This window comes from Achromobacter arsenitoxydans SY8, from assembly GCF_000236785.1.
GTDB lineage: Bacteria > Pseudomonadota > Gammaproteobacteria > Burkholderiales > Burkholderiaceae_B > Achromobacter > Achromobacter arsenitoxydans.
Map to the genome: position 1 here is coordinate 79489 of NZ_AGUF01000055.1, position 22358 is coordinate 101846.

Sequence of the window (22358 nt, forward strand, 5' to 3'; positions counted from 1 at the left end):
GCGCTATCTTCGGGGCTGACACTTAGGCGAATCTTAAGCGGGGAAATCCACCCGGGCCCGCAGGCCGTGCCCCGTGGGCGTGTCCTGCAGCGTGATGGCCGCGCCGTGGCGGCCGGCGATGGCGCGTGCGATCGCCAGGCCCAGCCCGCTTCCAAGCTGCGTATTGCCGGGGACGCGGTAGAACCGGTCAAAGACTCGCTCGCGTTCGTCCGGGGCGATGCCCGGACCTTCGTCGTCGATCAGCAGCGAGATCCGTTGGCCGGCGCGTTCAAGGCGCATGCCGATGCGACCGTTGGCGGGCGAATGCTTGATGGCGTTCTCAAGCAGGTTGCGAACCATCTGGACCAGCGAATCGCGATTGCCCTGCACGGTGGCGCCGGGCTCGCCGTCCAGTCCGATGTCGAGCGATTTGGCATTGGCCTGCGCCAGGGTTTCGGAAAGCGCCTGGCGCAGCACGTCGGCGAGGTCGACCGGCGCGGGCGGCGCCAGCTCCTCGGCGCTTTCGTGCCGGGCCATGGACAGCAACTGCTCGACCAGGCGCGTTGCGCGGTCGATGCCCGCGGCCAGCCGCTGTTCGGCCAGGCGGCGCGCGTCGGCGTCGTCCGCGCGTTGCAGCGCCTGCATCTGCAGCCGCAGCGCCGCCAGCGGCGAGCGCAGTTCGTGAGCCGCATCGCCCACGAACTGCTTTTGCTGGGCAAACGCGCCGCGCATGCGCTCGAGCAGCAGGTTCAGTTCCTGAACCAGGGGGCGGATCTCGTCGGGCAGCCCCCGCACGCTGACGGGCGAAAGGTCCTCGGGCTGGCGCGCGGCCACCTGGGCGCGTGCGCGCTTGACGGGCCGCAGGGACCAGCTGACGACGCACCAGATGATCAGCATCAGCAGCGGCGCCGCAGCCGCGATGGGCGCCACGGTGCGCAGCGCCAACGCTCGCGCCATGTTCTTGCGCACGCCCATGTCCTGGGCTACCTGAATCACCTGAAAGGGCGTGGCCAGCGAGTAGACGCGGTACGTGACGCCTTCCAGCCTGGCGTCGGAAAAGCCAAGCACGATCTGGCTGGGCAGGGGAAGGCGCGAACGGGAATTGAAGACCCGCACGCCGTCGGGCGTCCAGATCTGGATGATCAGGTCGTCGGCGACCGGCGAGCCGGCGCCGCGCGCGTGGGTCGGGCCCGTGCTGAGCAGGCCGTCGCCGGTGCCCAGCGACAGGGCGGTGCGCTGAAGCAGGGAGTCGAAGATGTCGTCGGCTTGCGCCAGGGTGCTGCGGTAGGCGATTGCGCCTTGCACCAGCGCGCCGACCGCGATGGCGGCCAGCAGGAAAAAAAGCAGTCTGGCTCTCAGCGAATAGCTAAGCGGAATGCTCATGTTTTGGGGATGACATAGCCGACGCCTCTGACGTTCTGGATCAGGTTCTGACCCAATTTCTTGCGCAGGCCATGAATATATACCTCAACCGCGTTGCTGCTGATGCTGTCCTTCCAGCTGTAGAGCTTTTCCTCGAGCTGGGCGCGCGAAAAAATCATGCCGGGCCGCGCGATCAAGGGTTCCAGCACGGCCCATTCGCGCGCGGTCAGGGCCACGGGGGCGCCATCAACCATGGCGGCATGGGATTGCGGGTCGATGGTGATGCCTTCATGCTCGAAAACGGGTTCGGCGCGGCCCGCGCTGCGGCGGATCAGCGCGCGCATGCGCGCCAGCAGTTCGTCCATGTCGTAGGGCTTGACGATGTAGTCGTCCGCGCCAGCGTCCAGCCCGGCGATGCGGTCGCTGACAGCGTCCCGCGCCGTGGCGACCAGCACCGGCGTGCGGTCCTTGCGCGCGCGCAGGTCGCGCAGCAGGGTAAGGCCATCGCGCTTGGGCAGGCCGAGATCCAGCAGGACAAGGTCGTAGGGATCGGTGCGCAGCGCAAGGTCCGCCGCGCTGCCGTCCTTGACCCAGTCGACGGCATAGTGCTCCGCGCGCAGGCAGTCCAACACGCTTTCGCCGATCATGGCGTCGTCTTCGACGAGGAGGATGCGCATGCTAGTTTCCGCTAGGGTGGTCCAGCGGGTTGGATGCGCGGCGGCCGGTCCGAGTTCCCTTGCAAGAGCAAGGGGGGGCTTGGTCACAAGCGTGGCCAAAATGAAAAAAGCAGCCCGAAGGCTGCTTTTTGGAATTGGTGCCGGCAATAGGAGTCGAACCTACGACCTTCGCATTACGAATGCGCTGCTCTACCAACTGAGCTATGCCGGCAAGACCATTTGCTTTTGTTTCTGGACCAGGCCGGAAAGTTGCAAGCAAAACATCTTTGTTTTTCCAGTTCGCCGCCTTTTTAGGGCCCGATCTGGAAAGACCGAGATCATATCAGAGTTTTTCGGCAAAGTGGAATGGGGAACCCAAATTTCTTTTAAAAAAACTCGATTTGCATTGGCCTGATTTTTCGTTCATAATTTCGGTCTTGGCAGTTCCCCGATAGCTCAGTCGGTAGAGCGACGGACTGTTAATCCGCAGGTCGCTGGTTCGAGCCCAGCTCGGGGAGCCAAAGAATTTCAGGGCCACTCACGCAAGTGAGTGGCCCTTTTGGTTTTTCGCCAATTTTGCGGCGGCGCGCCGCTAGAGTCGCGTGTGGCGTAGCGTCTTGGTGGTGCGTGTGTCCGCGGGCGCGGTGATGAGGTCCATTGATATGGAAGGCGGCAGGCTGGAAGAAGACAGGCGCATTGGCGTCACGGTGATTTCCGGATTCCTGGGAAGCGGCAAAACGTCGCTGCTCAACCGCTTGTTGCGCGAGTCCGCCTATGCCGATGCTGTCGTCATCGTCAATGAGTATGGCGATACCGGCGTGGATCACCACCTGGTGCGGCTGGCGCCGGACAGTGTGGTGCTGGTCGAGGGCGGCTGTCTTTGCTGCGTGGTCAGCGGGTCGGTGGTAAACGCATTGCGCGAGCTGTTCATGCTGGCGGTCGGCCGCAAGATCAAGCCCTTCCGGCATGTGTTGATCGAAACCAGCGGCCTGGCGGATCCCGCCCCCATTCTGTTTACGTTGAAACATGACAAGTTCCTGGCCGAGCGGTACGCCTATCGCGGGGCGATTGTCGTGGTTGCGGCCACGCATGGCGCCGGACAATTGGATACGCAACCCGAAGCTGCCCGTCAGCTCGCGCTAGCGGATACGGTGGTGCTCAGTAAATCCGATCTGGCCGATGCGTCGCAGTTGCGGCTCGCCGAACTGGCTGTGGCTGCCGTCAATCCGGGGGCGCGCCGCTGCGTGCAGCGGCCGGACCAGCCGCTGGCCGAAGTGCTGAAAGAGGGGGCGGTTCCGTTCGCGCGGCGCGATGGGTTGGCTTCGGCCAACTGGCTGCAAGCGTTTTCCATGCGGTCTGCGGCGCAGCATGCGGGCGTGACGAGTTTTTCCGTCACGCTGTCGCCGCCGCCCACCCGGGCGGCCTTCCTGGCGGGCGTGGCGCGCATCCATGAGCGCTTCGGGGCTGCCGTGCTGAGAATGAAGGGGTTGGTCTGCTTCGGCGGCGAGGCCTTGCCCTGCGAGGTGCATGGGGTGCACGGCGAACTCTATCCCGTGCGGCCCTTGGTCCAATGGCCTGATGACAGCCGCGAGTCGCGCCTGGTGTACATCGTGCGAGGGGTGGATGCGGAGCAGGTTCGCGGCGCCGTGCTTGATGCGCTGGGGCTATCTCCCGCCTGATTTCGCAGGCGTGGAAGGACACGGTTTCATTGACCGATATTCCGTTGCTGATGTTGCACGGAAATACGGTATAACCGGTACGGTCTGATGCACGAATCGAGACAATCATGGACCGTCTTAAAGCCATGCAGGTGTTTGTCGAGGTTGCCGACCGAGGCAGCTTGTCGGCGGCCGCGGTTCATCTGGACATGTCGCGCGCGATGGTGTCGCGCTATCTGGCCGAGATGGAGCAGTGGGTTGGCGTGCGTCTGTTGCATCGCACAACAAGGCGTTTAAGCCTGACGCCGGCGGGTGCAGAGACCTTGCCTCGCTGCCGGCAGATGCTGGATATGGTGGGCGACCTGCACAATGCGGTGTCCACGCCGGAGGATGCGCCGCGCGGCCTGTTGCGCATCACCACCAGCATGTCGTTCGGCGCCAGACACCTGGCGGGCGCCGTCACCGATTACGTGAAGCTGCATCCGGGCACGTCCGTGGACCTGATGCTGGTCGAGCGTGCGGTCAATCTGGTCGAGGAGCGGGTTGATCTGGCGGTGCGCATCACGAACGACCTCGATCCCAATCTGATTGCACGCAAGCTGGCGGTGTGCCGCTCGGTGGTTTGCGCCTCGCCCGAGTACCTGGCGCGCGAGGGTGTGCCGGCGCGGATAGAAGATCTGTCCCTGCGCAACTGCCTTACGCATTCATACTTTGGCAAAAGCTTGTGGCGCTTCGAGCGCGATGGCCAGCCGGTCGATGTGCCGGTCAGCGGAAGCATCAGCGCCAACGAGGTGTCGGTGCTGGCGAGTGCGGCGGTGCAGGGCGCCGGTATCGCCATGCTGCCCACGTATTACGCGGCGGACTATATTGCCTCGGGCAGGCTGCAGGCCGTCTTGCCGCAATGCAAACCGCAGGAATTGGGGATTTATGGCGTGTACGCTTCGCGTCGCCAGATGCCGCTGATCTTGCGGTCGATGCTGGACTTCCTGGTGGAGCGCCTGGGTTCGGCGCCGTGGGACGGCGGTTCCGTCTGAGGCCGTTGTGCGCCGCTGGGGCGTCTTACGGCTTGAGGGCGGGGCGTATGGCGGTATAATTTGGCAGCTGTTCCGGCGTATCTGGCGCTGCTAGTCTCAGGGGGAATTCCCCGGCAGGTATTTTCCGGCGCGCCAATGTCCGTTAGCATCAGGCCTTAGAAAATACCTAACAATCGTAAGAACCGGCCGAGCGGCTGGGCGGCGTACGCGGCAATTGCTTTCCGTGCGCGCAAGGGGAGGCATATTGGTCGTGGTGTGGCGCTCTATTCGCCATTCCGAAGTGGCCGATGCCTGTCGATCTGGTCTTTGCTATCAATTTCCGCGGAAGGTTAGGCGCTGAAGGTTTTCGCGCATTCCGCAGCCATTATTGGCGATTCGCGCCAGCACGATTGGCGCCGGCTTTTCCAGTGTTTGCTCAGGGCATCCGTCCAGACGGATGTTGCGGCAGCTCATCCGCCTTGTGCGCGTGGCCGTGTCGTGGGCAGGCGCAGCGGTAAAACAGGAAACGAGTGATAACTACGCAAGCCAACATTCTCTGTTGCGTGACTGCTCATCAGGCGGTCCGCGCGGGTCTGGGTGCGCGTCCGGGTCTGTGTTTGGATTTGAATGTGGTTGCCCGTGAGCACCTGGCTGCGAGCGCTGCTGGCGCGAAGCGCGCCATTCATCAAACCCGCGCCGCCGCAAAATGCGCGGCGCAAATGAAAAAGGCCCGGCGCATTCGCCAGGCCTTGATCAATTTGGTTGCGGGGGCAGGATTTGAACCTACGACCTTCGGGTTATGAGCCCGACGAGCTGCCAGACTGCTCCACCCCGCGTCTGAGAAAAGAATATTAACCCTATTTTCAACCTAGCGCAAGTTAGCCCCTTTTAGAATTTGAATGTCGATGAACGATAGCGAGGCAATACTCGTGCTGGAAACCGCGCTGCTGTGCGCGGTGCAGCCGATGCAGATTTCCGATATGCGCAAGCTTTTCGGAGATGATGAACAATTCGACAACAGCGCCGTGCGCGGCCTGCTGGAAACCCTGCAGAGCAATTGGGCCGATGGCGGTCTTGAGCTTGTGCAATTGGCGTCCGGCTGGCGTTTTCAGAGCCGCCCGAGCATGCAGCGCTATCTGGAGCGCCTGAGCCCGGAAAAACCGCCCAAGTATTCGCGCGCCGTCATGGAAACGCTGGCGATTGTGGCGTGGCGGCAGCCCGTAACGCGCGGCGACATCGAAGATATCCGGGGCGTGACGGTGTCGTCGCAGATCGTGAAGGCGCTCGAGGATCGCGGCTGGATCGAGGTGATCGGGCATCGCGACGCGCCGGGCCGTCCCGCGCTGTTCGGCACGACGCGCCAATTCCTGGATGACCTGGGGCTGCGGGCGCTCGACGAATTGCCGCCGCTGGAATCCGCGCATGCCGCCGCCGCGCTGGCGGGGCTGGATTTGGGCGAAGTGCAGCAGGTTCTTGGCGAGGCCACGGGGCCCGCGGAAGGCGAAGCCGGCGCCGAAGGTGAAGCTGCCGCCGGTGGGGGCGTCGCTGCGGATGGGGTAGTCGCCGCCGAGGTCGAGACTGCGCAGGAAGCGCCGGCTGCCGACGATCAGGGCGGCCCGCAAGAAGATGTCGCCGCCGCGCGACAGGCTGGGTACGATGCCGAAAATACACAGAATCCGGATGCGGACGCCGACGCAGAGGCGAATATTCCGGTTGCGGAATTGTCTGTTTCGGAACACGATGCCCCCATAGCTGCGGCCGATAGCGTAGAATCGCTGCTTTCGCGCTCAGAAGAAGGCGCGGATCCCGCAGACGAATCCACCGTCCGGGAGCAAGCCGAAGGCTTGTCCGATACGCCGTCCTCGTCCGGTTTTCCCGATGACAGGGCTGGCAACGACATTTCCGATATGGCCGCCGATGCCTCCGAGGCCGGTGCTGCAAAGGAAAGCGTCGAGAACGCAAAACACGCGGAACCGACCGACCCGATAGACAAGACCGATACCGTGGCGCCAGGCGCTGCCGGGCATGAGCCCGCTCATGGTCTTGGTCAGGCTGTGCCGTCCGACCCCGATTCCGAGGATTCGGTAGCGGCGGACCGCGAGCGGTCCGGGCCTGGACGGGATTCGGGTTTCCCAGATGATGATGACGCGCCTGCTCCCGGCAGGCCTACCCAAGTTTGAAATTCGGAGCTGTCCCAGTGACAACGAATACAGCAATGCAGGACGACACCCCCCGCTCGGATGATGCCGCCAATGGCGGCCAGCCGGAATCCTCCGCCTCTCGCGAACCGGCAGCCGAAGGCGACGCCGGCGCCCGTGGCCGGGGCCGCAAGCTGAGGACGCCGTTTCGCCGTCGCCGCGGCGATGCCGCGGCCGAGCAGGCGCCGGCGGCGGAAGGGCAGCCTGCCGAGGCGGCTGCGCCTGCCGAACCTGCGGAATCCCGCGGCGGCGAGCAGGAGGCCGAGCAGGCGCTGGCTTACCTGGATACGGCGGACCGCATGGAGCAGCGGCTGGGCAAGTACCTGAACAGCGAAGCCATCATGCCCAAGCTGCACAAGGTGCTGGCCGACGCCGGGATCGGTTCGCGCCGCGAGATGGAAGAACTGATCGTCGCGGGCCGGGTGTCGGTCAATGGCGAGCCTGCCCACATCGGGCAGCGCGTGGGGGCCAATGACCAGGTGCGTGTCAATGGCAAGCCCATCATGCGGGCGAACACCAAGAAGCCCCCGCGCGTGATCCTGTATCACAAGCCGGCCGGCGAAATCGTCAGCCACGACGATCCGGGCGGCCGCGCCAGCGTATTCGCGCGCCTGCCCAAGCTGCGCACCGGCAAGTGGCTGTCGGTGGGCCGCCTTGACCTGAACACCGAGGGGCTGCTGATCTTCACGACGTCCGGCGACATGGCCAATCGCATCATGCACCCCCGCTACGGCACGGAACGCGAGTACGCGGTCCGGGTCCTGGGGGAAATGGACGAGGCGCAGCGCCAGTCGCTGGTCGACGGCATCGAGCTCGAAGACGGCATGGCCGCGTTCGGCTCGCTGGATTACCTGGGCGGCGACGGCAGCAACCGCTGGTACCGCGTCACGCTGCAGGAAGGCCGCAATCGCGAAGTGCGCCGCATGTTCGAAGCAGTAGGCGTCACCGTCAGCCGCCTGATCCGCACGCGTTTCGGCGACGTGGTCCTGCCGCGCACGCTGCGCCGCGGCCGTTGGGATGAGCTGGACGCCTCGCTGGTCTCCGCGCTGATGGTCCAGTTGGGTCTGTTGCGCGAAGACGACGATTCTTCTGGCAACCGGCGCCGCTCCAAACAGCCGCAATCGCACGACAGCGCGCTGCCGCCGGGGTTTGGCACGATGGATCGCAATGGCATGAACGGCGCCCGCATCGGTCGCCGTGGCAAGCTGCAGGGCGGCGGCATGGGCAGCGCCGGGCAGGCAGCCGCGTGTCCGTCGGATCCCTTTGGTACTGGCCTGATGATTGCCGGCGGCTACGCCAACGGCCATCCGCTGGGCGGGGGCGGGGAAGGGGGGCTGGGCAATCGCAAGGGCGGCAAGCCGGCGGGTTCGCGGGGCAAGCCGGGCGGCAAGGCCGCCGGCGGCCGTTCCGGCGCCAAGCCGCGCGGTCCGCGCGGCGCCGCGAACGGTCCAGCCGGAAACGTGGCATTGGACAATACGGCCCCTGGTGCAATCTCGGAAGCGCCCGCAGGCGCGGGCCGCAGGTCTGCCGGCGGCAAGTCGTCCGGGGGCAAGCCTGCTGGTGGCAAACCGGCAGGCGGCAAGCCTTCGGGCGCGCGCGGCGCAAATCCCGGACGCGGCGGCAAGCCGGCCGCGGGTGGGCGCGGCGGCAAGGCCGAAGGTTCGCGCACGGCCGGCGGCAACAAGGGCCCGGGCGCTGGCGGCAAGCCGCGCACGCCCCGGGGTGGATCCTCGCGTGGCGAAGGGTCCTCCCGCGGCGACGATTGGCAGCCCCGCAGCGCATCGGCGCACGAATCCCGCCTGGGCGTGATGGGCGGCGGGCGGGGCCGGCAGGGGCGTTGACCTGTTGATGGCGGCGCGCGAACCGCGTCGCCGCATCGGATGCGTCCCACATAAACGTAAGCCCGTGACGAATCAGGCATTTTTCCGGTTTATCTGGTAAAATCAATGGTTTTCATGGCTTCGCGTCATTGCTTTTTGCCGCGCGCACCGCTTTGCAGCAGTGCGGCTTGCAGTAAAAAGTACGCCGGCGGCGTTTCGCTGGTCGGGCGCACGGTTACTGTGCCGGCGTGTTGCCAGGCGCTGTTTGTAGCAGTCTTCTTGGTGCTTGCCGCTATCTGCGGTTGGCGCGTAAGCGCCGATGTGCCTGGCTCTAGTCGAGCAGGGCGGGGCGGACAAGGCGGCGCAAGCCAAAATTTAGGTCGCAATATAGGGCGCAGCCCAGCATTGCTCCTTACTAGCAGTAGGGAAGCGGCTGGGCTCTGTGCAATATCGGTGGGCTGGGCGTGCAGCCCATTTTTTTTGAGTATATGGCTGATTTATTCGCATTGACCGAAGAGGCTCTGGCCGGCATGGACGTCGAACTCGTAGACGTCGAGCGTGCCGCCCTGGGCCTTTTGCGCGTCACGATCGATCGGGTCGGCGGTGTGCGCATCGAAGACTGCGAGCAGGTGTCCCGCCAGTTGTCGCGGGTGTTTGAAGTCGAGAACATCGACTACAAGCGGTTGGAAGTCGGTTCGCCGGGCGTGGACCGCCCGCTGCGCAACGAGGCCGAATTCCGCCGGTTCGCGGGCGAGCGCATCGAAATCAAGCTGCGTGAGGCATTGGACGGCCGCAAGGTCTTCTCGGGCACGTTGACCGTGCCGGAAGACGAGCCCGCATCCGACGCAGCTGCTGGAATGCACAAGACCGTATTCGGTCTCGAATTTGAGGCAAAAAAGAACGAAGTCCAGGTGTTGAATTTCACGGTCGACGACATCGAACGTGCAAAACTGGATCCCGTTCTGGATTTCAAGGGCAAAAAGCGATGAGTCGCGAAATTCTTCTGTTGGTCGATGCCTTGGCGCGTGAAAAGAACGTCACGCGTGACGTCGTGTTCGGCGCACTCGAAAGTGCGCTGGCCTCGGCCATGAAAAAGCGCTTCAAGGATGATGCGGACATCCGGGTTTCCATTGATCGGGAAACCGGTGACCACGAAGGCTTCCGCCGTTGGCTGGTCGTGCCCGACGAGGCCGGCCTGCAAGAACCCGACAAGCAGGAAATGCTGTCGGACGCGGTTGAAATCGTCCCCGGCATCAAGGAAGGCGAATACATCGAAGAGCCTCTCGAACCCATCGAGTTCGGCCGTATCGGCGCCCAGGCCGCCAAGCAGGCCATCCTGCAAAAGATCCGCGACGCCGAGCGCGAACAGGTGCTGAACGACTTCCTGGACCGTGGCGAGACCATCGTGTCCGGCACGATCAAGCGCATGGACAAGGGCGACGCCATCATCGAAACCGGCAAAATCGAAGCGCGCCTGCCGCGCTCCGAAATGATCCCGAAGGAAAACCTCCGGGTGGCCGACCGTGTGCGCGCCTTCGTGTTGCGTGTCGACCACGCCGCGCGCGGCCAGCAGGTGATCCTGTCGCGCACCTCGCCCGAGTTCATCCGCCAGCTGTTCGAGAACGAAGTCCCCGAGATCGAACAGGGGCTGCTGGAAATCAAGGCCGCGGCCCGCGACGCCGGTGTGCGTGCGAAGATCGCCGTGGTGGCATACGATAAGCGTATTGATCCCATCGGCACTTGCGTGGGCATGCGCGGTTCGCGCGTCACCGCCGTGCGCAACGAGCTCGGCGGAGAACAGGTCGACATCGTTCTGTGGTCGGAAGACCCCGCGCAGTTCGTCATCGGCGCGCTGGCGCCGGCCAACGTCGAATCCATCGTCGTCGATGAAGACAAGCACGCGATGGACGTCGTGGTGGACGAAGAAAACCTGCCCAAGGCCATTGGCGCCAAGGGTCAGAACGTGCGCCTGGCATCCGAGCTTACCGGCTGGCAGATCAACATCATGACGCCGGAAGAAAGCCTGAACCGCCAGGAAGTCGAGCGTTCGGGCCTGCGCGCCACGTTCATGAGCAAGCTGGACGTCGACGAGGAAGTCGCTGACATCCTTATCGACGAAGGTTTTACCGGTATCGAGGAAATCGCCTACGTGCCCATGCAGGAACTGCTGGAAATCGAGGCCTTTGACGAAGACACCATCAATGAGTTGCGCGCCCGTGCCCGCAATGCGCTGCTGACCGAGGCAATCGCCCAGGAAGAGCGCCTTGAGACCGCACAGGATTTGCTTGAACTCGAAGGCATGACGCAAGAACTGGCTGCCAAGCTGGCCGAGCGTCAAGTGCATACGCGTGATGATCTGGCCGAACTGGCCACGGACGAACTGGCGGAAATCGCCGGCTTGACCGAACAGGAAGCCAGCGATCTCATCATGCGTGCCCGCGCCCATTGGTTCGACGAAGAATAACCAAAAGGACACGGGTCTGCGGTGGAGGAGGCTGCGTTTCATCCACCGCAAGTTCACGTTGTTTGTAATAGCTGCCTATAGGGAAGAGAGAGCCTAATGTCGAGTAATACCGTCGCCCAGTTCGCTACCGAGCTGAAAATGCCTGCCAACGTGCTGCTGGATCAGCTGCGTTCGGCTGGCGTTGACCTCAAATCGGTCGACGATTCCGTCACCGACAGCGACAAGGCGAAATTGCTCGAATCGCTGCGCCGCGCCCACGGCGCGACCGAAGGCAAGAAGATCACGCTGACGCGGCGCCAGACGTCCGAGATCCGGCAGGCTGACGCCACCGGCCGCTCGCGCACGATTCAGGTGGAAGTGCGCAAAAAGCGCGTCTTCGTCAAGCGCGATCCCTCCGAAATCGCCCTGGAACAGGCTGCCGCAGCTCGCGCCGAGGAAGAAACCGTAGCCGAAGAGGCGCAGCAGGTTTCCGCACCGACCGCGCCCGAGGCGCCGGCAGCCCCCGAGCCCCGCGAAACCGCGCCCGTGCAGGCCGAGACCCCGGCCCCTGTCCAAGCACAGGAGCCCGTTGCAGTAGAAGCGCCCGCGCCGGTCGACGCGCCCGCGCCTGTTGAATCCGTCGCGGCCGAAGTGCCCGCCCCCGTCGAGGCGCAAGCGCCTGAAGTCCAGGCTCAGCCTGAACCCGAACCGACGCCGGCGCCTGCTCCTGCCGAGCCCGTGGCCGAAGAGGCCAAGCCCGAAATCAAGACTGAAACCACCGAGCCCCAGGCTGAAGAAGCCAAGCCGGAACCCGCTGTGCTAGCCAATAAGTCCGAAACATCTTCCTCCCAGGCCGCCGCGCCTGTCGCCCAGGCCAAGCCTGCCGCGAAGTCCGAACCCGTCAAATCCGCTGCCAAGCCCGAGGCTGCCGCGCCCGTGTCCGCCGCCAAGGTCGGCAACCGCGCCGACAACCGCCGCGCCGGCCCGCCGCTCGCCGCGTCCGCTACGTCGGCCGCCCGCGATGAGGCCCGCCGCGCTGCCGAAGCCGAAGCCGCCGCGCTGCGCGAAATGCTGAACCGTCCTCGCAAGGTGCTGCGCGCACCCGAGCCGGAGGCTCCCGCCGCTGCGCCCATTTCCGGCACGCTGCACAAGCCGGCCGGCAAGCCCGGCTCGACCGCGCCTGGCGCCAAGAAGGACGCCAAGCCCGCCGCGCCCGGCGCCAAGAAGACCATCAAGACGGCCGAAGTCGCGTCGACCTGGTCCGACGACGCCTCGCGCAAGAAGCCTGCGGACAAGCCGGCAGCTCCGGCCAGCCGCGACGGCTGGCGCGCGGGCGGCAAGGGCGGTGGCAAGTCGGGCGGCCGTGGCGGCCGCAACCAGCAGAACGACCGCCGCAACGAGCCGGCACCGCAGGAGTTCATCGCGCGTGAAGTCCACGTGCCGGAAACCATCAGCGTCGCCGACCTGGCGCACAAGATGTCCGTCAAGGCCGCCGAGGTCATCAAGCATCTGATGAAGCTGGGCCAGATGGTCACCATCAACCAGGTGCTGGACCAGGAAACGGCCATGATCGTGGTCGAGGAACTGGGCCACATCGCGATCGCCGCCAAGCTGGACGATCCGGAAGCCTTCCTGGACGAAACCGCGACGCAATCGGAAGCCGAACAGCTGCCGCGCGCGCCGGTCGTCACGGTCATGGGCCACGTCGACCACGGCAAGACCTCGCTGCTGGACTACATCCGCCGCGCCAAGGTCGCCGCGGGCGAAGCCGGCGGCATTACGCAGCACATCGGCGCCTATCACGTCCGCACCGAACGCGGCATGGTGACCTTCCTTGACACCCCGGGCCACGAGGCGTTCACCGCCATGCGTGCCCGCGGCGCCAAGGCGACCGACATCGTGATCCTGGTGGTTGCCGCCGACGACGGCGTGATGCCGCAGACGCGTGAAGCCATCCACCATGCCAAGGCCGCGGGCGTGCCCATGGTCGTGGCCGTGACCAAGATCGACAAGCCTTCCGCCAACCCGGAACGCGTCAAGCAGGAACTGGTTGCCGAACAGGTTGTGCCGGAAGAGTACGGTGGCGATGTGCCCTTCGTGGGCGTGTCCGCCAAGACCGGCGAAGGCATCGACGATCTGCTCGAAAACGTGCTGCTGCAAGCCGAAGTGCTGGAACTGAAGGCGCCGGAAGAGGCGCCCGCCAAGGGCCTGGTCATCGAAGCCCGCCTGGACAAGGGCCGCGGCCCGGTCGCGACGATCCTGGTGCAGAGCGGCACGCTCAAGCGCGGCGACGTCGTGCTGGCCGGCGCAAGCTTTGGCCGCGTGCGCGCCATGCTGGACGAAAACGGCAAGCCGATCCAATCGGCCGGTCCGTCCATCCCCGTGGAAATCCAGGGCCTGACCGAAGTGCCGGCCGCCGGCGACGAACTGATGGCGCTGTCCGACGAACGCAAGGCGCGCGAAATCGCGCTGTTCCGCCAGGGCAAGTTCCGCGACGTCAAGCTGGCCCGCCAACAGGCCGCCAAGCTGGAGTCGATGTTCGACAACCTCGGCGAAGGCACCCAGACGCTCACGCTCATCGTCAAGACGGACGTGCAGGGTTCGCAGGAAGCGCTGGTCCAGTCGCTGGTCAAGCTGTCGACCGACGAAGTCCGCGTGCAAGTGGTGCACGCCGCCGTCGGCGGCATCTCGGAAACCGACATCAACCTGGCCATCGCCTCGAACGCCGTCGTCATCGGCTTCAATGTGCGCGCCGAAGCCAGCGCCAAGAAGCTTGCCGAGAACAACGGCATCGACGTGCGCTACTACAACATCATCTACGACGCCGTGGATGAAGTTAAGGCTGCCATGTCGGGCATGCTGGCGCCCGAGAAGAAGGAAGAAATCATCGGCCTGGTCGAGATCCGCGAGGTGTACAGCATCTCCCGCCTCGGCAATATCGCGGGTTGTATGGTGCTCGATGGCATCGTGCGCCGCGATTCCCAGGTCCGCCTGCTGCGCAACAACGTCGTCCACTGGACGGGGCATCTCGATTCCCTGCGCCGCTTCAAGGACGACGTCAAGGAAGTCAAGTCGGGCTTCGATTGCGGTCTTACGCTGCGCGGCAACAATGACATCCAGGTGGGCGACCAGCTGGAAGTCTTTGAAATCAAGGAAATCGCGCGTACGCTGTAAAGCGACCGCGAGGCATTGTTTCTAATGAGCCGTCACAAGTCCAAAGCCATTCCCGGCCGCAATCTGCGGCTGGCCGACCAGATCCAGAAGGATCTGGCCGGGATCATCCAGCGCGAGATCGACACGACTCGCGCCGGACTGATCACGCTTTCCGGTGTGGAACTGTCGACCGACTACGCGCATGCCAAGGTGTGGTTCACGGTTTTGGGCGCCGAGCCCGAAGCCGCGACCGCCTTGCTGAACGAGAAGGCCGGCTGGCTGCATTCCCAGCTCTACAAGCTGCTGCACATTCACACCGTCCCCACTTTGCGCTTCTTCCACGACGAGCAGATCGCCCGTGGCATCGAAATGTCGATCCTCATCGACCGCGCAAACCGCCCCGGCCCGCATTCGGGCGTTCCCGACGAGCCAGAAGACCAGTCCTGACCGGGCTGTCGTCACTGCTTTACTTTCCGGATTTCGACGATGGCTAAACGACGCGGGCTTGCGCTCGACGGTGTGCTGTTGCTCGACAAACCCGTGGGTTTGTCGAGTAATCACGCCTTGCAGCGCGCCAAACGCGCCATGGACGCGGCAAAAGCCGGCCATACCGGCACACTGGACCCCTTTGCCACCGGGCTGCTGGTGTGCTGTATGGGCCGAGCGACCAAAATTTCCGGCGCGATGCTTGACGCCGACAAGGCATATCGCGCTACGCTGCAATTTGGATCGGAAACCGATTCCGGCGACCTGACGGGCAACGTCACGGCCACCGCCGAACCGGGATTTGCCGTCGAGGAACAGGCGCTGCGCGATGCGCTGTCACGTTTCTCGGGCACCATCGAGCAGATTCCGCCGATGTATTCCGCGCTCAAGCGCGACGGCAAGCCCTTGTACGAGTACGCGCGCGCCGGCATCGAATTGGAACGGCCGCCGCGCCAGATCACGATATACCGCATCGAGCTGTTGTCCCTGAACGGGACGCAGGCAGAGGTCGATGTGGCTTGCAGTAAAGGCACATACATCCGAACACTGGCCCAGGACATCGGGCGCGTGCTGGGCTGTTACGCCCACCTGACGGCGCTGCGGCGCACGCATGTCGGGCCTTTTTCTCTGGAACGCGCCGTTGAACTGGAAGCCTTGCAGGCCATGCCAGACCCGAAGCAGGCATTGCTTGCATTGAACGAATTGCCGGAGGGCTTGCTGCCCTCCAACCTGACCTTAAAGGACTCGCTATGACTCGCGCCTTGCGCAACGTCGCCATCATCGCCCACGTGGACCACGGTAAAACCACCCTGGTCGACCAGCTGCTGCGCCAATCCGGCACCTTCCGCGAAAACCAGGCGCTGACCGAACGGGTCATGGACTCGAACGACCTGGAAAAGGAACGCGGCATCACCATTCTGGCCAAGAACTGCGCCGTCGAATACGAAGGCACCCACATCAACATCGTCGACACCCCGGGACACGCGGACTTCGGCGGCGAAGTCGAGCGCGTGCTGTCCATGGTCGACGGCGTGCTGCTGCTGGTTGATGCGGTTGAAGGTCCCATGCCCCAAACCATCTTCGTGACCCGCAAGGCGCTGGCCCTGGGCCTGAAGCCGATCGTCGTGGTCAACAAGGTCGACCGCCCGGGCGCCCGTCCCGACTTCGTCATCAACGCCACGTTCGACCTGTTCGACAAGCTGGGCGCGACCGACGAGCAGCTGGACTTCCCGGTGGTGTACGCCTCGGGCCTGTCGGGCTATGCCGGCCTGACCCCGGACGTGCGCGAAGGCGACATGCGCCCGTTGTTCGAAGCCATCCTCCAGCACGTGCCGCAGCGCGATGACGACCCCAACGGTCCGCTGCAGATGCAGATCATCTCGCTGGACTACAACAGCTACGTCGGCAAGATCGGCGTGGGCCGCATCAACCGTGGCCGCATGCGCCCCGGCATGGAAGTGGCCTACAAGTTCGGTCCCGACGGCCAGGGCGGCCGCGGCCGCATCAACCAGGTCCTGAAGTTCCACGGCCTGGAGCGCATCGTCGTGAACGAAGCCGAAGCCGGCGACATCGTGCTGATCAACGGCATCGAAGAACTGGGCATCGGCTGCACCGTCACCGATCCGGTCAACCAGGATCCGCTGCCGATGCTGCGCATCGACGAACCGACCCTGACCATGAACTTCATGGTGAACACGTCGCCGCTGGCCGGCCGCGAAGGCAAGTTCGTGACCAGCCGTCAAGTGCGCGACCGCCTGGACCGCGAACTGAAGTCCAACGTGGCGCTGCGTGTGCGCGATACGGGCGACGACACCGTGTTCGAAGTGTCCGGCCGTGGCGAACTGCACCTGACCATTCTGCTGGAAACGATGCGCCGCGAAGGCTACGAGCTGGCCGTGTCGCGTCCGCGCGTGGTGTTCAAGGAGATCGACGGCGTGAAGTGCGAGCCGTTCGAATCGCTGACCGTCGACGTCGAAGACGCGCACCAGGGCGGCGTCATGGAAGAGCTGGGCCGCCGCAAGGGCGACCTGCAGGACATGCAGCCGGACGGCCGTGGCCGCACGCGTCTGGAATACTTGATCCCGGCCCGCGGCCTGATCGGCTTCCAGAACGAGTTCCTGACGCTGACGCGCGGCACGGGCCTGATGAGCCACATTTTCCACGAGTACGCGCCCATCAAGGAAGGCTCGATCGGCGAGCGCCGCAACGGCGTGCTGATCAGCCAGGACAACGGCGACGCCGTGGCCTACGCGCTCTGGAAGCTGCAGGACCGTGGCCGCATGTTCGTCAACCCGGGCGATGCGCTGTACGAAGGCATGATCATCGGCATCCACAGCCGCGACAACGACCTGGTCGTGAACCCCATCAAGGGCAAGCAACTGACGAACGTGCGCGCCTCGGGCACCGACGAGGCCGTGCGCCTGGTTCCGCCTATCCAGATGTCGCTGGAATACGCCGTGGAATTCATCGACGACGACGAACTGGTGGAAATCACCCCGAAGTCGATCCGCCTGCGCAAGCGCCACCTGCTGGAAAACGAGCGCAAGCGCGCCGCGCGCGAAGCCGCCGTCTGAGCTTGATTGCGGGAGGCGCAGCCTCCCTCGTTACGGCAATGAAAGGCCGCGCACCTCATCAGGTGCGCGGCTTTTTTTTGCGCGGGTCAGACGCCGCTCTTCTGGTGCCGGTATTCCTGCGTTTCACCGCCGTAGCCGTAGGCCGCCGCGCGCGCGTCGATCACGTGCACGTACGAGCATTCGTGCAGGTCCCCGAGGATCTCGCGGAATGCGCCGTAGATCTCCCGGATGTAGCGCGCCTTCTCGCCTTTGGTGTTGGTTTCGTCGGTGACGCTGATGTCCAGATGGAAGGCGTTCTTGCCGATTTCAGACAAGGGACGCCCGCCGATGAACCACTGGTCATGGGGGATGTGCTGCAGCGTGATCGCAATCACGGGCAGCTTCTTGCCCAACACCGACTGGGTCAGCCCGGCCACCGATTCGACGACGCGGCGATTGATGGCGGGATCGGAAGGGCCGGAAAGGTGGACGACGATGTGAGGCATGGCGCAACTCCTGTTGTGAACGGTACCGCTGCAGTGTAGGAAGCGCGTTGACATCGGAAAAGCGGGAATTTACGATTTCATCCATCGACTAAGCCGTTGGATGGAAACATGTCTGGGTTCGATCTGGATCAGTTGCGCACCCTGGTGGCGGTGCTGGATGCGGGCAGTCTGACGGCGGCGGCGCCGCGGGTTTTCCTGTCGCAATCGTCGGTCAGCGAGCAGATGCGCAAGCTGGAAGAGCGGGCCGGCCAGCCGCTGCTGGTGCGCGGCAAGTCGGGCGTTGCCGCCACGCCGGCGGGCGAGCGCCTGCTGGCGCATGCCCGCGCCATCCTGGCGCTCAGCGACGAGGCCTACCGGGACCTGCGGGGGGTTGCGCTGCGTGGCGAACTGCGGCTGTGCATCACCGACTATTTCCGTCCTGGGGACGTGGCCCGCATGCTGCGCCGGCTGAACGAGCAATATCCGCAAGTGCGGATGCACGTCACCATCATGAAAAGCGGGGCGATCGAAGCCGCCTATGAGCGGGGCGAGATCGACGTGGGCATCTCGATGGTCATCCAGGAGCGGGGCGCCAGGCGCGGACGCGCCCAGGGCGCGCTGCTGCGCCGCGAGCCCCTGTTGTGGATGGCGGCGGAAGGCGTAACCGTGCAGCCGGACGGCTCCTTGCCATTGCTGGTGCTGCCGGAGACCTGCGCGTTGCGCCAGTATGTGGAACGGTTGCTGTCGCGGCGCGATCAGCCGTATTCCGTCGCGCACGTGGCCTCGGGCGTGGCGGGGCTGCAGTTGGCGATTGCCGCAGGGCTGGGCGTGGCCTGCCTGAATGAATCCGCCTTGGCGCCGGGCATCGCGCGGCTGACCGCGCCTGGCCTGCCGGCGCTGCCGGCCGTGGAATTTCGCCTGCTGGCCGCCCGGCCGGGCGAAAGCGATTTCATCGGGCTGGCGCGCGAGGCCATCATCAAGGCGATGTCGTAGCAGCCAGGATCTGGGGCGGCCCCCCTGGGGGAGGCCGCCGTTCGTTCAGGCCGGCAGGGACGGTTCGTACTGCGCGCCCGAGTTGATCTGTTCGTGGAACTCCACGACCTTGCGCACCACCTTGACCGGGTCGTCCTCGATGATGAAGAGGTCGAGGTCGTGCGCGCCGATCATGCCGTTTCCGAGCACCTGGTCGCCCAGCCATTCGGCCAGTCCGGACCAGTATTCGCTGCCCACCAGCACGATCGGGGCCGGCGGGACCTTGCCTGTCTGGATGAGCGTCAACGCTTCGAAGAGTTCGTCCAGGGTGCCAAACCCGCCCGGCATCGCCACATAGGCGAAGCTGTGCATGAAGAACGCCGCCTTGCGAGGAAAGAAATACTCGAACGACAAGCTGATGGTTTGGTATTCGTTGTTGTGCGCTTCGTGGGGCAGGCTGATGTTCAAGCCGACGCTTGTGCCTCCTGCTTCGAATGCGCCCTTGTTGGCGGCCTCCATGATGCCGGGGCCGCCGCCTGCGATAACGGCGAAACCTGCCTCGGCCAAAGCGGCCGAAATGGCGATAGTGGTTTCATAGTAGGGAGAATTGCGGCTGACTCGTGCGCTGCCGAAGACGCTGACCGCGGGCCCGATGTGTGCGAGCTTGTCTGCCGCCGTCCGTATCTCTGACATAATCAGCGGAATTTGTTTGCCGGCGGGTGTATCCATATCTGCCTTTGTAACCATGAAAAAAACCTTATTACTGGTCGACGGTTCAAGTTACTTGTACCGCGCTTTCCACGCTATGCCTGATTTGCGCAACGCGCAAGGCGAACCCACGGGTGCGCTCTACGGCGTGGTGAATATGCTGCGCAAGCTTGTATCTGACCATAAGGCAGAGTATGCCGCATGTATTTTCGATGCCCGCGGCAAGACCTTCCGGGACGACTTGTATCCGGAGTACAAGTCGCACCGCCCGCCTATGCCGGAGGACCTGGCCGCCCAGATCGAGCCCATCCATCGGGCGGTGCGTGCGCTGGGCTGGCCCGTGCTGGCGATCGAAGGCGTCGAGGCCGACGATGTGATCGGCACGCTGGCCCAGCGCGCCGCCCAGCACGACGTGCACACCATTGTCTCCACGGGCGACAAGGACCTGGCGCAGCTGGTGAACAGCCACGTCACGCTGGTTAATACCATGAGCGGCGAAGTGCTGGACGAGCCCGGCGTCGTCAACAAGTTCGGCGTGCCGCCGGACCGCATCGTGGATTACCTGATGCTGGTGGGCGACACCGTGGACAACGTGCCCGGCGTGACCAAGGTCGGCCCGAAGACGGCCGCCAAATGGATTACGGAATTTGGCTCGATTGACAAGCTGATCGAAGGCGCCGACGGCATCAAGGGCGTGGCGGGCAACAACCTGCGCGAAGCCATTCCCAACTTCCCCTTGACCCGCCAGCTTCTGACCGTCAAGTGCGATTGCGACCTGACCGGCCATGTGGATGGCGTCGAAGACCTGACGCCGCGTCCGCGCGACGACGCGACGCTGACCGAACTGTATGAGCGCTACGGGTTCCGCACCTGGCTGCGGGACCTCACCGGCGATGCCGAGCGCGTGCCCGCGGGCGATGCGCGCGTCGCCCACGAAGCGCCGGCCGCGCCGGTCACCATCGACTACCGCATCATCTCCGACTGGGCCGCGTTTGACGCCTGGATGGCGTTGGCGCAGGACGCTCCGCTCGTGGCGCTGGATACCGAGACGACCTCGCTGGACGAGCTGCAGGCCAGGCTGGTCGGCCTGTCGATGTCGGTTGCGCCGGGCGTGGCCTGCTACATCCCGGTCGCGCATCGCGGGCCGGATGGCGCGACCCAGCTGCCCAAGGACGAGGTGCTGGCACGGCTGAAGCCCTGGCTGGAAGACGCCTCGCGCGCCAAGCTGCTGCACCACGCCAAATACGATACGCACGTGTTCGCCAACGAAGGCATCCGCCTGGGCGGCGTGGCCGAAGACACCATGCTGCAGGCCTATGTGCTGGAGTCCCACCGCGGCGTGGGCCTGAACGACCTGGCGCAGCGCTACCTGGGCCGCAGCGGGGTGTCATACGAGGACCTTTGCGGCAAGGGCGCCAAGCAGATCGGCTTTGACGAAGTGGAAGTGGCCAAGGCAGGGCACTACGCAGCCGAGGACGCCGATTTCACGCTGCAGCTGCACCAGGTGCTGCGACCCATGGTGGCCGCGGATGAAGGGCTGGAACGCATCTACCGCCTTGAGCTGCAGGTGTCGGCCGTGCTGACCATCATCGAGCGCAATGGCGTGAAGGTGGACGCTGCCGAACTGGGCCGGCAGAGCAACAAGCTGGGGCAGGAAATGCTGCAGCTCGAACAGAAGGCGTACGAACTGGCGGGGCAGCCGTTCAACCTGAATTCACCCAAGCAGCTGGGCGAAATCCTCTTCGGGCGCATGCAGCTGCCCGTGGTGCGCAAGACGGCGAGCGGCGCACCGTCCACCGACGAAGAAGTGCTTAGCAAGCTGGCGCAGGACTACCCGCTGCCGCAGGTGCTGCTGGAGTATCGCGGCCTGTCCAAGCTGAAGTCGACCTACACGGACAAGCTGCCGCGCATGATCAATCCGTCCACGGGGCGGGTGCACACCCATTACTCCCAGGCTGCGGTGATCACGGGGCGGCTGGCGTCGTCGGATCCCAACCTGCAGAACATCCCGGTGCGCACGGAAGCCGGCCGGCGCGTGCGCGAGGCGTTCATCGCCGAGCAGGGCATGTTGCTGTCGGCGGACTACTCGCAGATCGAACTGCGCATCATGGCGCACGTGTCGGACGACGCCAACCTGCAGCGCGCCTTCGCAGCGGGCGAGGACATCCACCGGGCGACGGCCTCCGAGGTGTTTGGCGTGCCGCTGGATGGCGTGAACACCGAACAGCGGCGTGCGGCCAAGGCCATCAACTTTGGCCTGATCTACGGCATGGGCGTGTTTGGCCTGGCATCCAACCTGGGCATCACCCGCGATGCTGCCCAGGCGTATATCGACCGCTACTTCGCCCGCTATCCCGGCGTGGCGATGTACATGGACAGCACCCGGCGCCTGGCCCGCGAGCAGGGCTACGTCGAAACCGTCTTCGGACGCCGGCTGCAGTTGCCGGAGATCCGCGGCGCCTCGGGGCCGCGCCGGCAGGGCGCCGAACGGGCGGCCATCAATGCGCCCATGCAGGGCACGGCGGCCGACCTGATCAAGATGGCCATGGTGGCCGTGCAGGACTGGCTCGACGCCGAAAAGCTGCAGACGCGCATGATCATGCAGGTGCACGACGAACTGGTGCTGGAAGCGCCGGACGCCGAGCTCGAATTGGTCAAGGAAGCGCTGCCGCGCCTGATGTGCAACGTGGCGACCCTGCGGGTTCCGCTGGTGGCTGAGGTCGGTGTGGGCAAGAACTGGGAGCAGGCCCACTAAGGGCTGTTCCTTCCGCGGCCGGGCGGGTCCCGGGCCGCGGAACCCTGTGGGCCGCCATTTGGCGGCCCATTTCCGCTTTTGGGATTGCAACAATATAATGTTGCGCTTTCACCGCCTA

16 protein-coding genes and 3 tRNA genes are annotated in these 22358 nt (G+C 64.7%); 13 read left to right on the plus strand and 6 right to left on the minus strand.

Going from position 1 to position 22358, the window contains the following annotated elements:
- Window positions 1-33: 33 nt before the first annotated feature.
- The 3 genes from KYC_RS15975 to KYC_RS15985 all read right to left on the minus strand — a co-directional run bounded on the left by KYC_RS15975 (window position 34) and on the right by KYC_RS15985 (window position 2229).
- A complete protein-coding gene (locus KYC_RS15975; protein WP_008164137.1) occupies window positions 34-1362 on the minus strand; it encodes a sensor histidine kinase in 1329 nt (442 codons plus the stop codon).
- Window positions 1359-2018: a response regulator gene (locus tag KYC_RS15980; protein ID WP_008164139.1), complete on the minus strand. Its 660-nt coding sequence runs from the start codon at window positions 2016-2018 to the stop codon at window positions 1359-1361. Before KYC_RS15980 ends, KYC_RS15975 begins: the two co-directional genes overlap by 4 nt.
- A 135-nt stretch (window positions 2019-2153) precedes the next feature.
- Window positions 2154-2229 (minus strand) — tRNA-Thr (locus KYC_RS15985).
- A gap of 213 nt (window positions 2230-2442) precedes the next feature.
- Between KYC_RS15985 and KYC_RS15990 the strand changes: the two genes are divergently transcribed.
- The 3 genes from KYC_RS15990 to KYC_RS16000 all read left to right on the plus strand — a co-directional run bounded on the left by KYC_RS15990 (window position 2443) and on the right by KYC_RS16000 (window position 4689).
- Window positions 2443-2518: transfer RNA gene (locus KYC_RS15990), tRNA-Asn, on the plus strand.
- A gap of 126 nt (window positions 2519-2644) precedes the next feature.
- Window positions 2645-3676: a CobW family GTP-binding protein gene (locus tag KYC_RS15995; RefSeq protein WP_238531943.1), complete on the plus strand. Its 1032-nt coding sequence runs from the start codon at window positions 2645-2647 to the stop codon at window positions 3674-3676.
- Between the two features lie 107 nt (window positions 3677-3783).
- Window positions 3784-4689, plus strand: coding sequence for a LysR family transcriptional regulator (locus KYC_RS16000; protein WP_085945470.1), 906 nt, complete (start codon window positions 3784-3786; stop codon window positions 4687-4689).
- Window positions 4690-5427: 738 nt separating this feature from the next.
- On the opposite strand, the gene KYC_RS16005 is transcribed toward KYC_RS16000, so the two are convergent.
- A tRNA-Met gene (locus KYC_RS16005) sits at window positions 5428-5504 on the minus strand.
- 69 nt (window positions 5505-5573) lie between these two features.
- Here KYC_RS16005 and scpB point away from each other — a divergent pair.
- The 8 genes from scpB to typA all read left to right on the plus strand — a co-directional run bounded on the left by scpB (window position 5574) and on the right by typA (window position 17341).
- Window positions 5574-6848, plus strand: coding sequence for an SMC-Scp complex subunit ScpB (gene scpB / locus KYC_RS16010; RefSeq protein ID WP_238531951.1), 1275 nt, complete (start codon window positions 5574-5576; stop codon window positions 6846-6848).
- A gap of 35 nt (window positions 6849-6883) precedes the next feature.
- Entirely contained in the window at window positions 6884-8707 is a 1824-nt protein-coding gene (gene rluB, locus KYC_RS16015; protein ID WP_008164148.1) for a 23S rRNA pseudouridine(2605) synthase RluB, read from the plus strand.
- Between the two features lie 467 nt (window positions 8708-9174).
- Window positions 9175-9675: a ribosome maturation factor RimP gene (gene rimP / locus KYC_RS16020; protein WP_008164149.1), complete on the plus strand. Its 501-nt coding sequence runs from the start codon at window positions 9175-9177 to the stop codon at window positions 9673-9675.
- Window positions 9672-11150 carry a transcription termination factor NusA gene (gene nusA, locus KYC_RS16025; protein ID WP_008164151.1) on the plus strand — a complete coding sequence of 493 codons (1479 nt, stop codon included), beginning with the start codon at window positions 9672-9674 and terminating at the stop codon, window positions 11148-11150. The genes rimP and nusA overlap by 4 nt, the downstream gene beginning before the upstream one ends.
- Window positions 11151-11246: 96 nt before the next feature.
- Window positions 11247-14303 carry a translation initiation factor IF-2 gene (gene infB, locus KYC_RS16030; protein WP_008164153.1) on the plus strand — a complete coding sequence of 1019 codons (3057 nt, stop codon included), beginning with the start codon at window positions 11247-11249 and terminating at the stop codon, window positions 14301-14303.
- 24 nt (window positions 14304-14327) lie between these two features.
- Window positions 14328-14729, plus strand: coding sequence for a 30S ribosome-binding factor RbfA (rbfA, locus tag KYC_RS16035; RefSeq protein ID WP_008164155.1), 402 nt, complete (start codon window positions 14328-14330; stop codon window positions 14727-14729).
- A gap of 39 nt (window positions 14730-14768) precedes the next feature.
- Window positions 14769-15521, plus strand: a complete 753-nt coding sequence (truB, locus tag KYC_RS16040) for a tRNA pseudouridine(55) synthase TruB (RefSeq protein ID WP_043518644.1) — start codon at window positions 14769-14771, stop codon at window positions 15519-15521.
- Window positions 15518-17341: a translational GTPase TypA gene (typA, locus tag KYC_RS16045; RefSeq protein WP_008164158.1), complete on the plus strand. Its 1824-nt coding sequence runs from the start codon at window positions 15518-15520 to the stop codon at window positions 17339-17341. Before truB ends, typA begins: the two co-directional genes overlap by 4 nt.
- Window positions 17342-17427: 86 nt before the next feature.
- Here typA and KYC_RS16050 read toward each other — a convergent pair whose 3' ends face one another.
- A complete protein-coding gene (locus KYC_RS16050) occupies window positions 17428-17826 on the minus strand; it encodes a tautomerase family protein (RefSeq protein ID WP_008164162.1) in 399 nt (132 codons plus the stop codon).
- A gap of 108 nt (window positions 17827-17934) precedes the next feature.
- On the opposite strand from KYC_RS16050, the gene KYC_RS16055 reads away from it, so the two are divergent.
- Window positions 17935-18798 carry a LysR family transcriptional regulator gene (locus KYC_RS16055; protein WP_008164164.1) on the plus strand — a complete coding sequence of 288 codons (864 nt, stop codon included), beginning with the start codon at window positions 17935-17937 and terminating at the stop codon, window positions 18796-18798.
- 45 nt (window positions 18799-18843) lie between these two features.
- On the opposite strand, the gene KYC_RS16060 is transcribed toward KYC_RS16055, so the two are convergent.
- The gene (locus KYC_RS16060) at window positions 18844-19524 is read right to left on the minus strand and encodes a TIGR00730 family Rossman fold protein (RefSeq protein WP_476499121.1); all 681 of its coding nucleotides are present in this window, start codon (window positions 19522-19524) and stop codon (window positions 18844-18846) included.
- Here KYC_RS16060 and polA point away from each other — a divergent pair.
- Complete coding sequence (gene polA / locus KYC_RS16065) at window positions 19523-22240, plus strand: DNA polymerase I (protein ID WP_008164169.1); 2718 nt, start codon at window positions 19523-19525, stop codon at window positions 22238-22240. The genes KYC_RS16060 and polA overlap by 2 nt on opposite strands.
- Window positions 22241-22358: the final 118 nt, after the last annotated feature.

Excerpts from the sequence above, each read along its gene's own strand:
- truB (WP_043518644.1), top strand. The coding sequence starts at position 14,769 with ATGGCTAAACGACGCGGGCTTGCGCTCGACGGTGTGCTGTTGCTCGAC.
- KYC_RS15975 (WP_008164137.1), bottom strand. The coding sequence starts at position 1,362 with ATGAGCATTCCGCTTAGCTATTCGCTGAGAGCCAGACTGCTTTTTTTC.
- nusA (WP_008164151.1), top strand. The coding sequence starts at position 9,672 with ATGAGTCGCGAAATTCTTCTGTTGGTCGATGCCTTGGCGCGTGAAAAG.
- KYC_RS15995 (WP_238531943.1), top strand. The coding sequence starts at position 2,645 with ATGAGGTCCATTGATATGGAAGGCGGCAGGCTGGAAGAAGACAGGCGC.
- KYC_RS16050 (WP_008164162.1), bottom strand. The coding sequence starts at position 17,826 with ATGCCTCACATCGTCGTCCACCTTTCCGGCCCTTCCGATCCCGCCATC.
- polA (WP_008164169.1), top strand. The coding sequence starts at position 19,523 with ATGAAAAAAACCTTATTACTGGTCGACGGTTCAAGTTACTTGTACCGC.
- KYC_RS16000 (WP_085945470.1), top strand. The coding sequence starts at position 3,784 with ATGGACCGTCTTAAAGCCATGCAGGTGTTTGTCGAGGTTGCCGACCGA.
- KYC_RS16055 (WP_008164164.1), top strand. The coding sequence starts at position 17,935 with ATGTCTGGGTTCGATCTGGATCAGTTGCGCACCCTGGTGGCGGTGCTG.
- infB (WP_008164153.1), top strand. The coding sequence starts at position 11,247 with ATGTCGAGTAATACCGTCGCCCAGTTCGCTACCGAGCTGAAAATGCCT.
- KYC_RS16060 (WP_476499121.1), bottom strand. The coding sequence starts at position 19,524 with ATGGTTACAAAGGCAGATATGGATACACCCGCCGGCAAACAAATTCCG.
- rluB (WP_008164148.1), top strand. The coding sequence starts at position 6,884 with ATGCAGGACGACACCCCCCGCTCGGATGATGCCGCCAATGGCGGCCAG.
- typA (WP_008164158.1), top strand. The coding sequence starts at position 15,518 with ATGACTCGCGCCTTGCGCAACGTCGCCATCATCGCCCACGTGGACCAC.
- KYC_RS15980 (WP_008164139.1), bottom strand. The coding sequence starts at position 2,018 with ATGCGCATCCTCCTCGTCGAAGACGACGCCATGATCGGCGAAAGCGTG.
- scpB (WP_238531951.1), top strand. The coding sequence starts at position 5,574 with ATGAACGATAGCGAGGCAATACTCGTGCTGGAAACCGCGCTGCTGTGC.
- rbfA (WP_008164155.1), top strand. The coding sequence starts at position 14,328 with ATGAGCCGTCACAAGTCCAAAGCCATTCCCGGCCGCAATCTGCGGCTG.
- rimP (WP_008164149.1), top strand. The coding sequence starts at position 9,175 with ATGGCTGATTTATTCGCATTGACCGAAGAGGCTCTGGCCGGCATGGAC.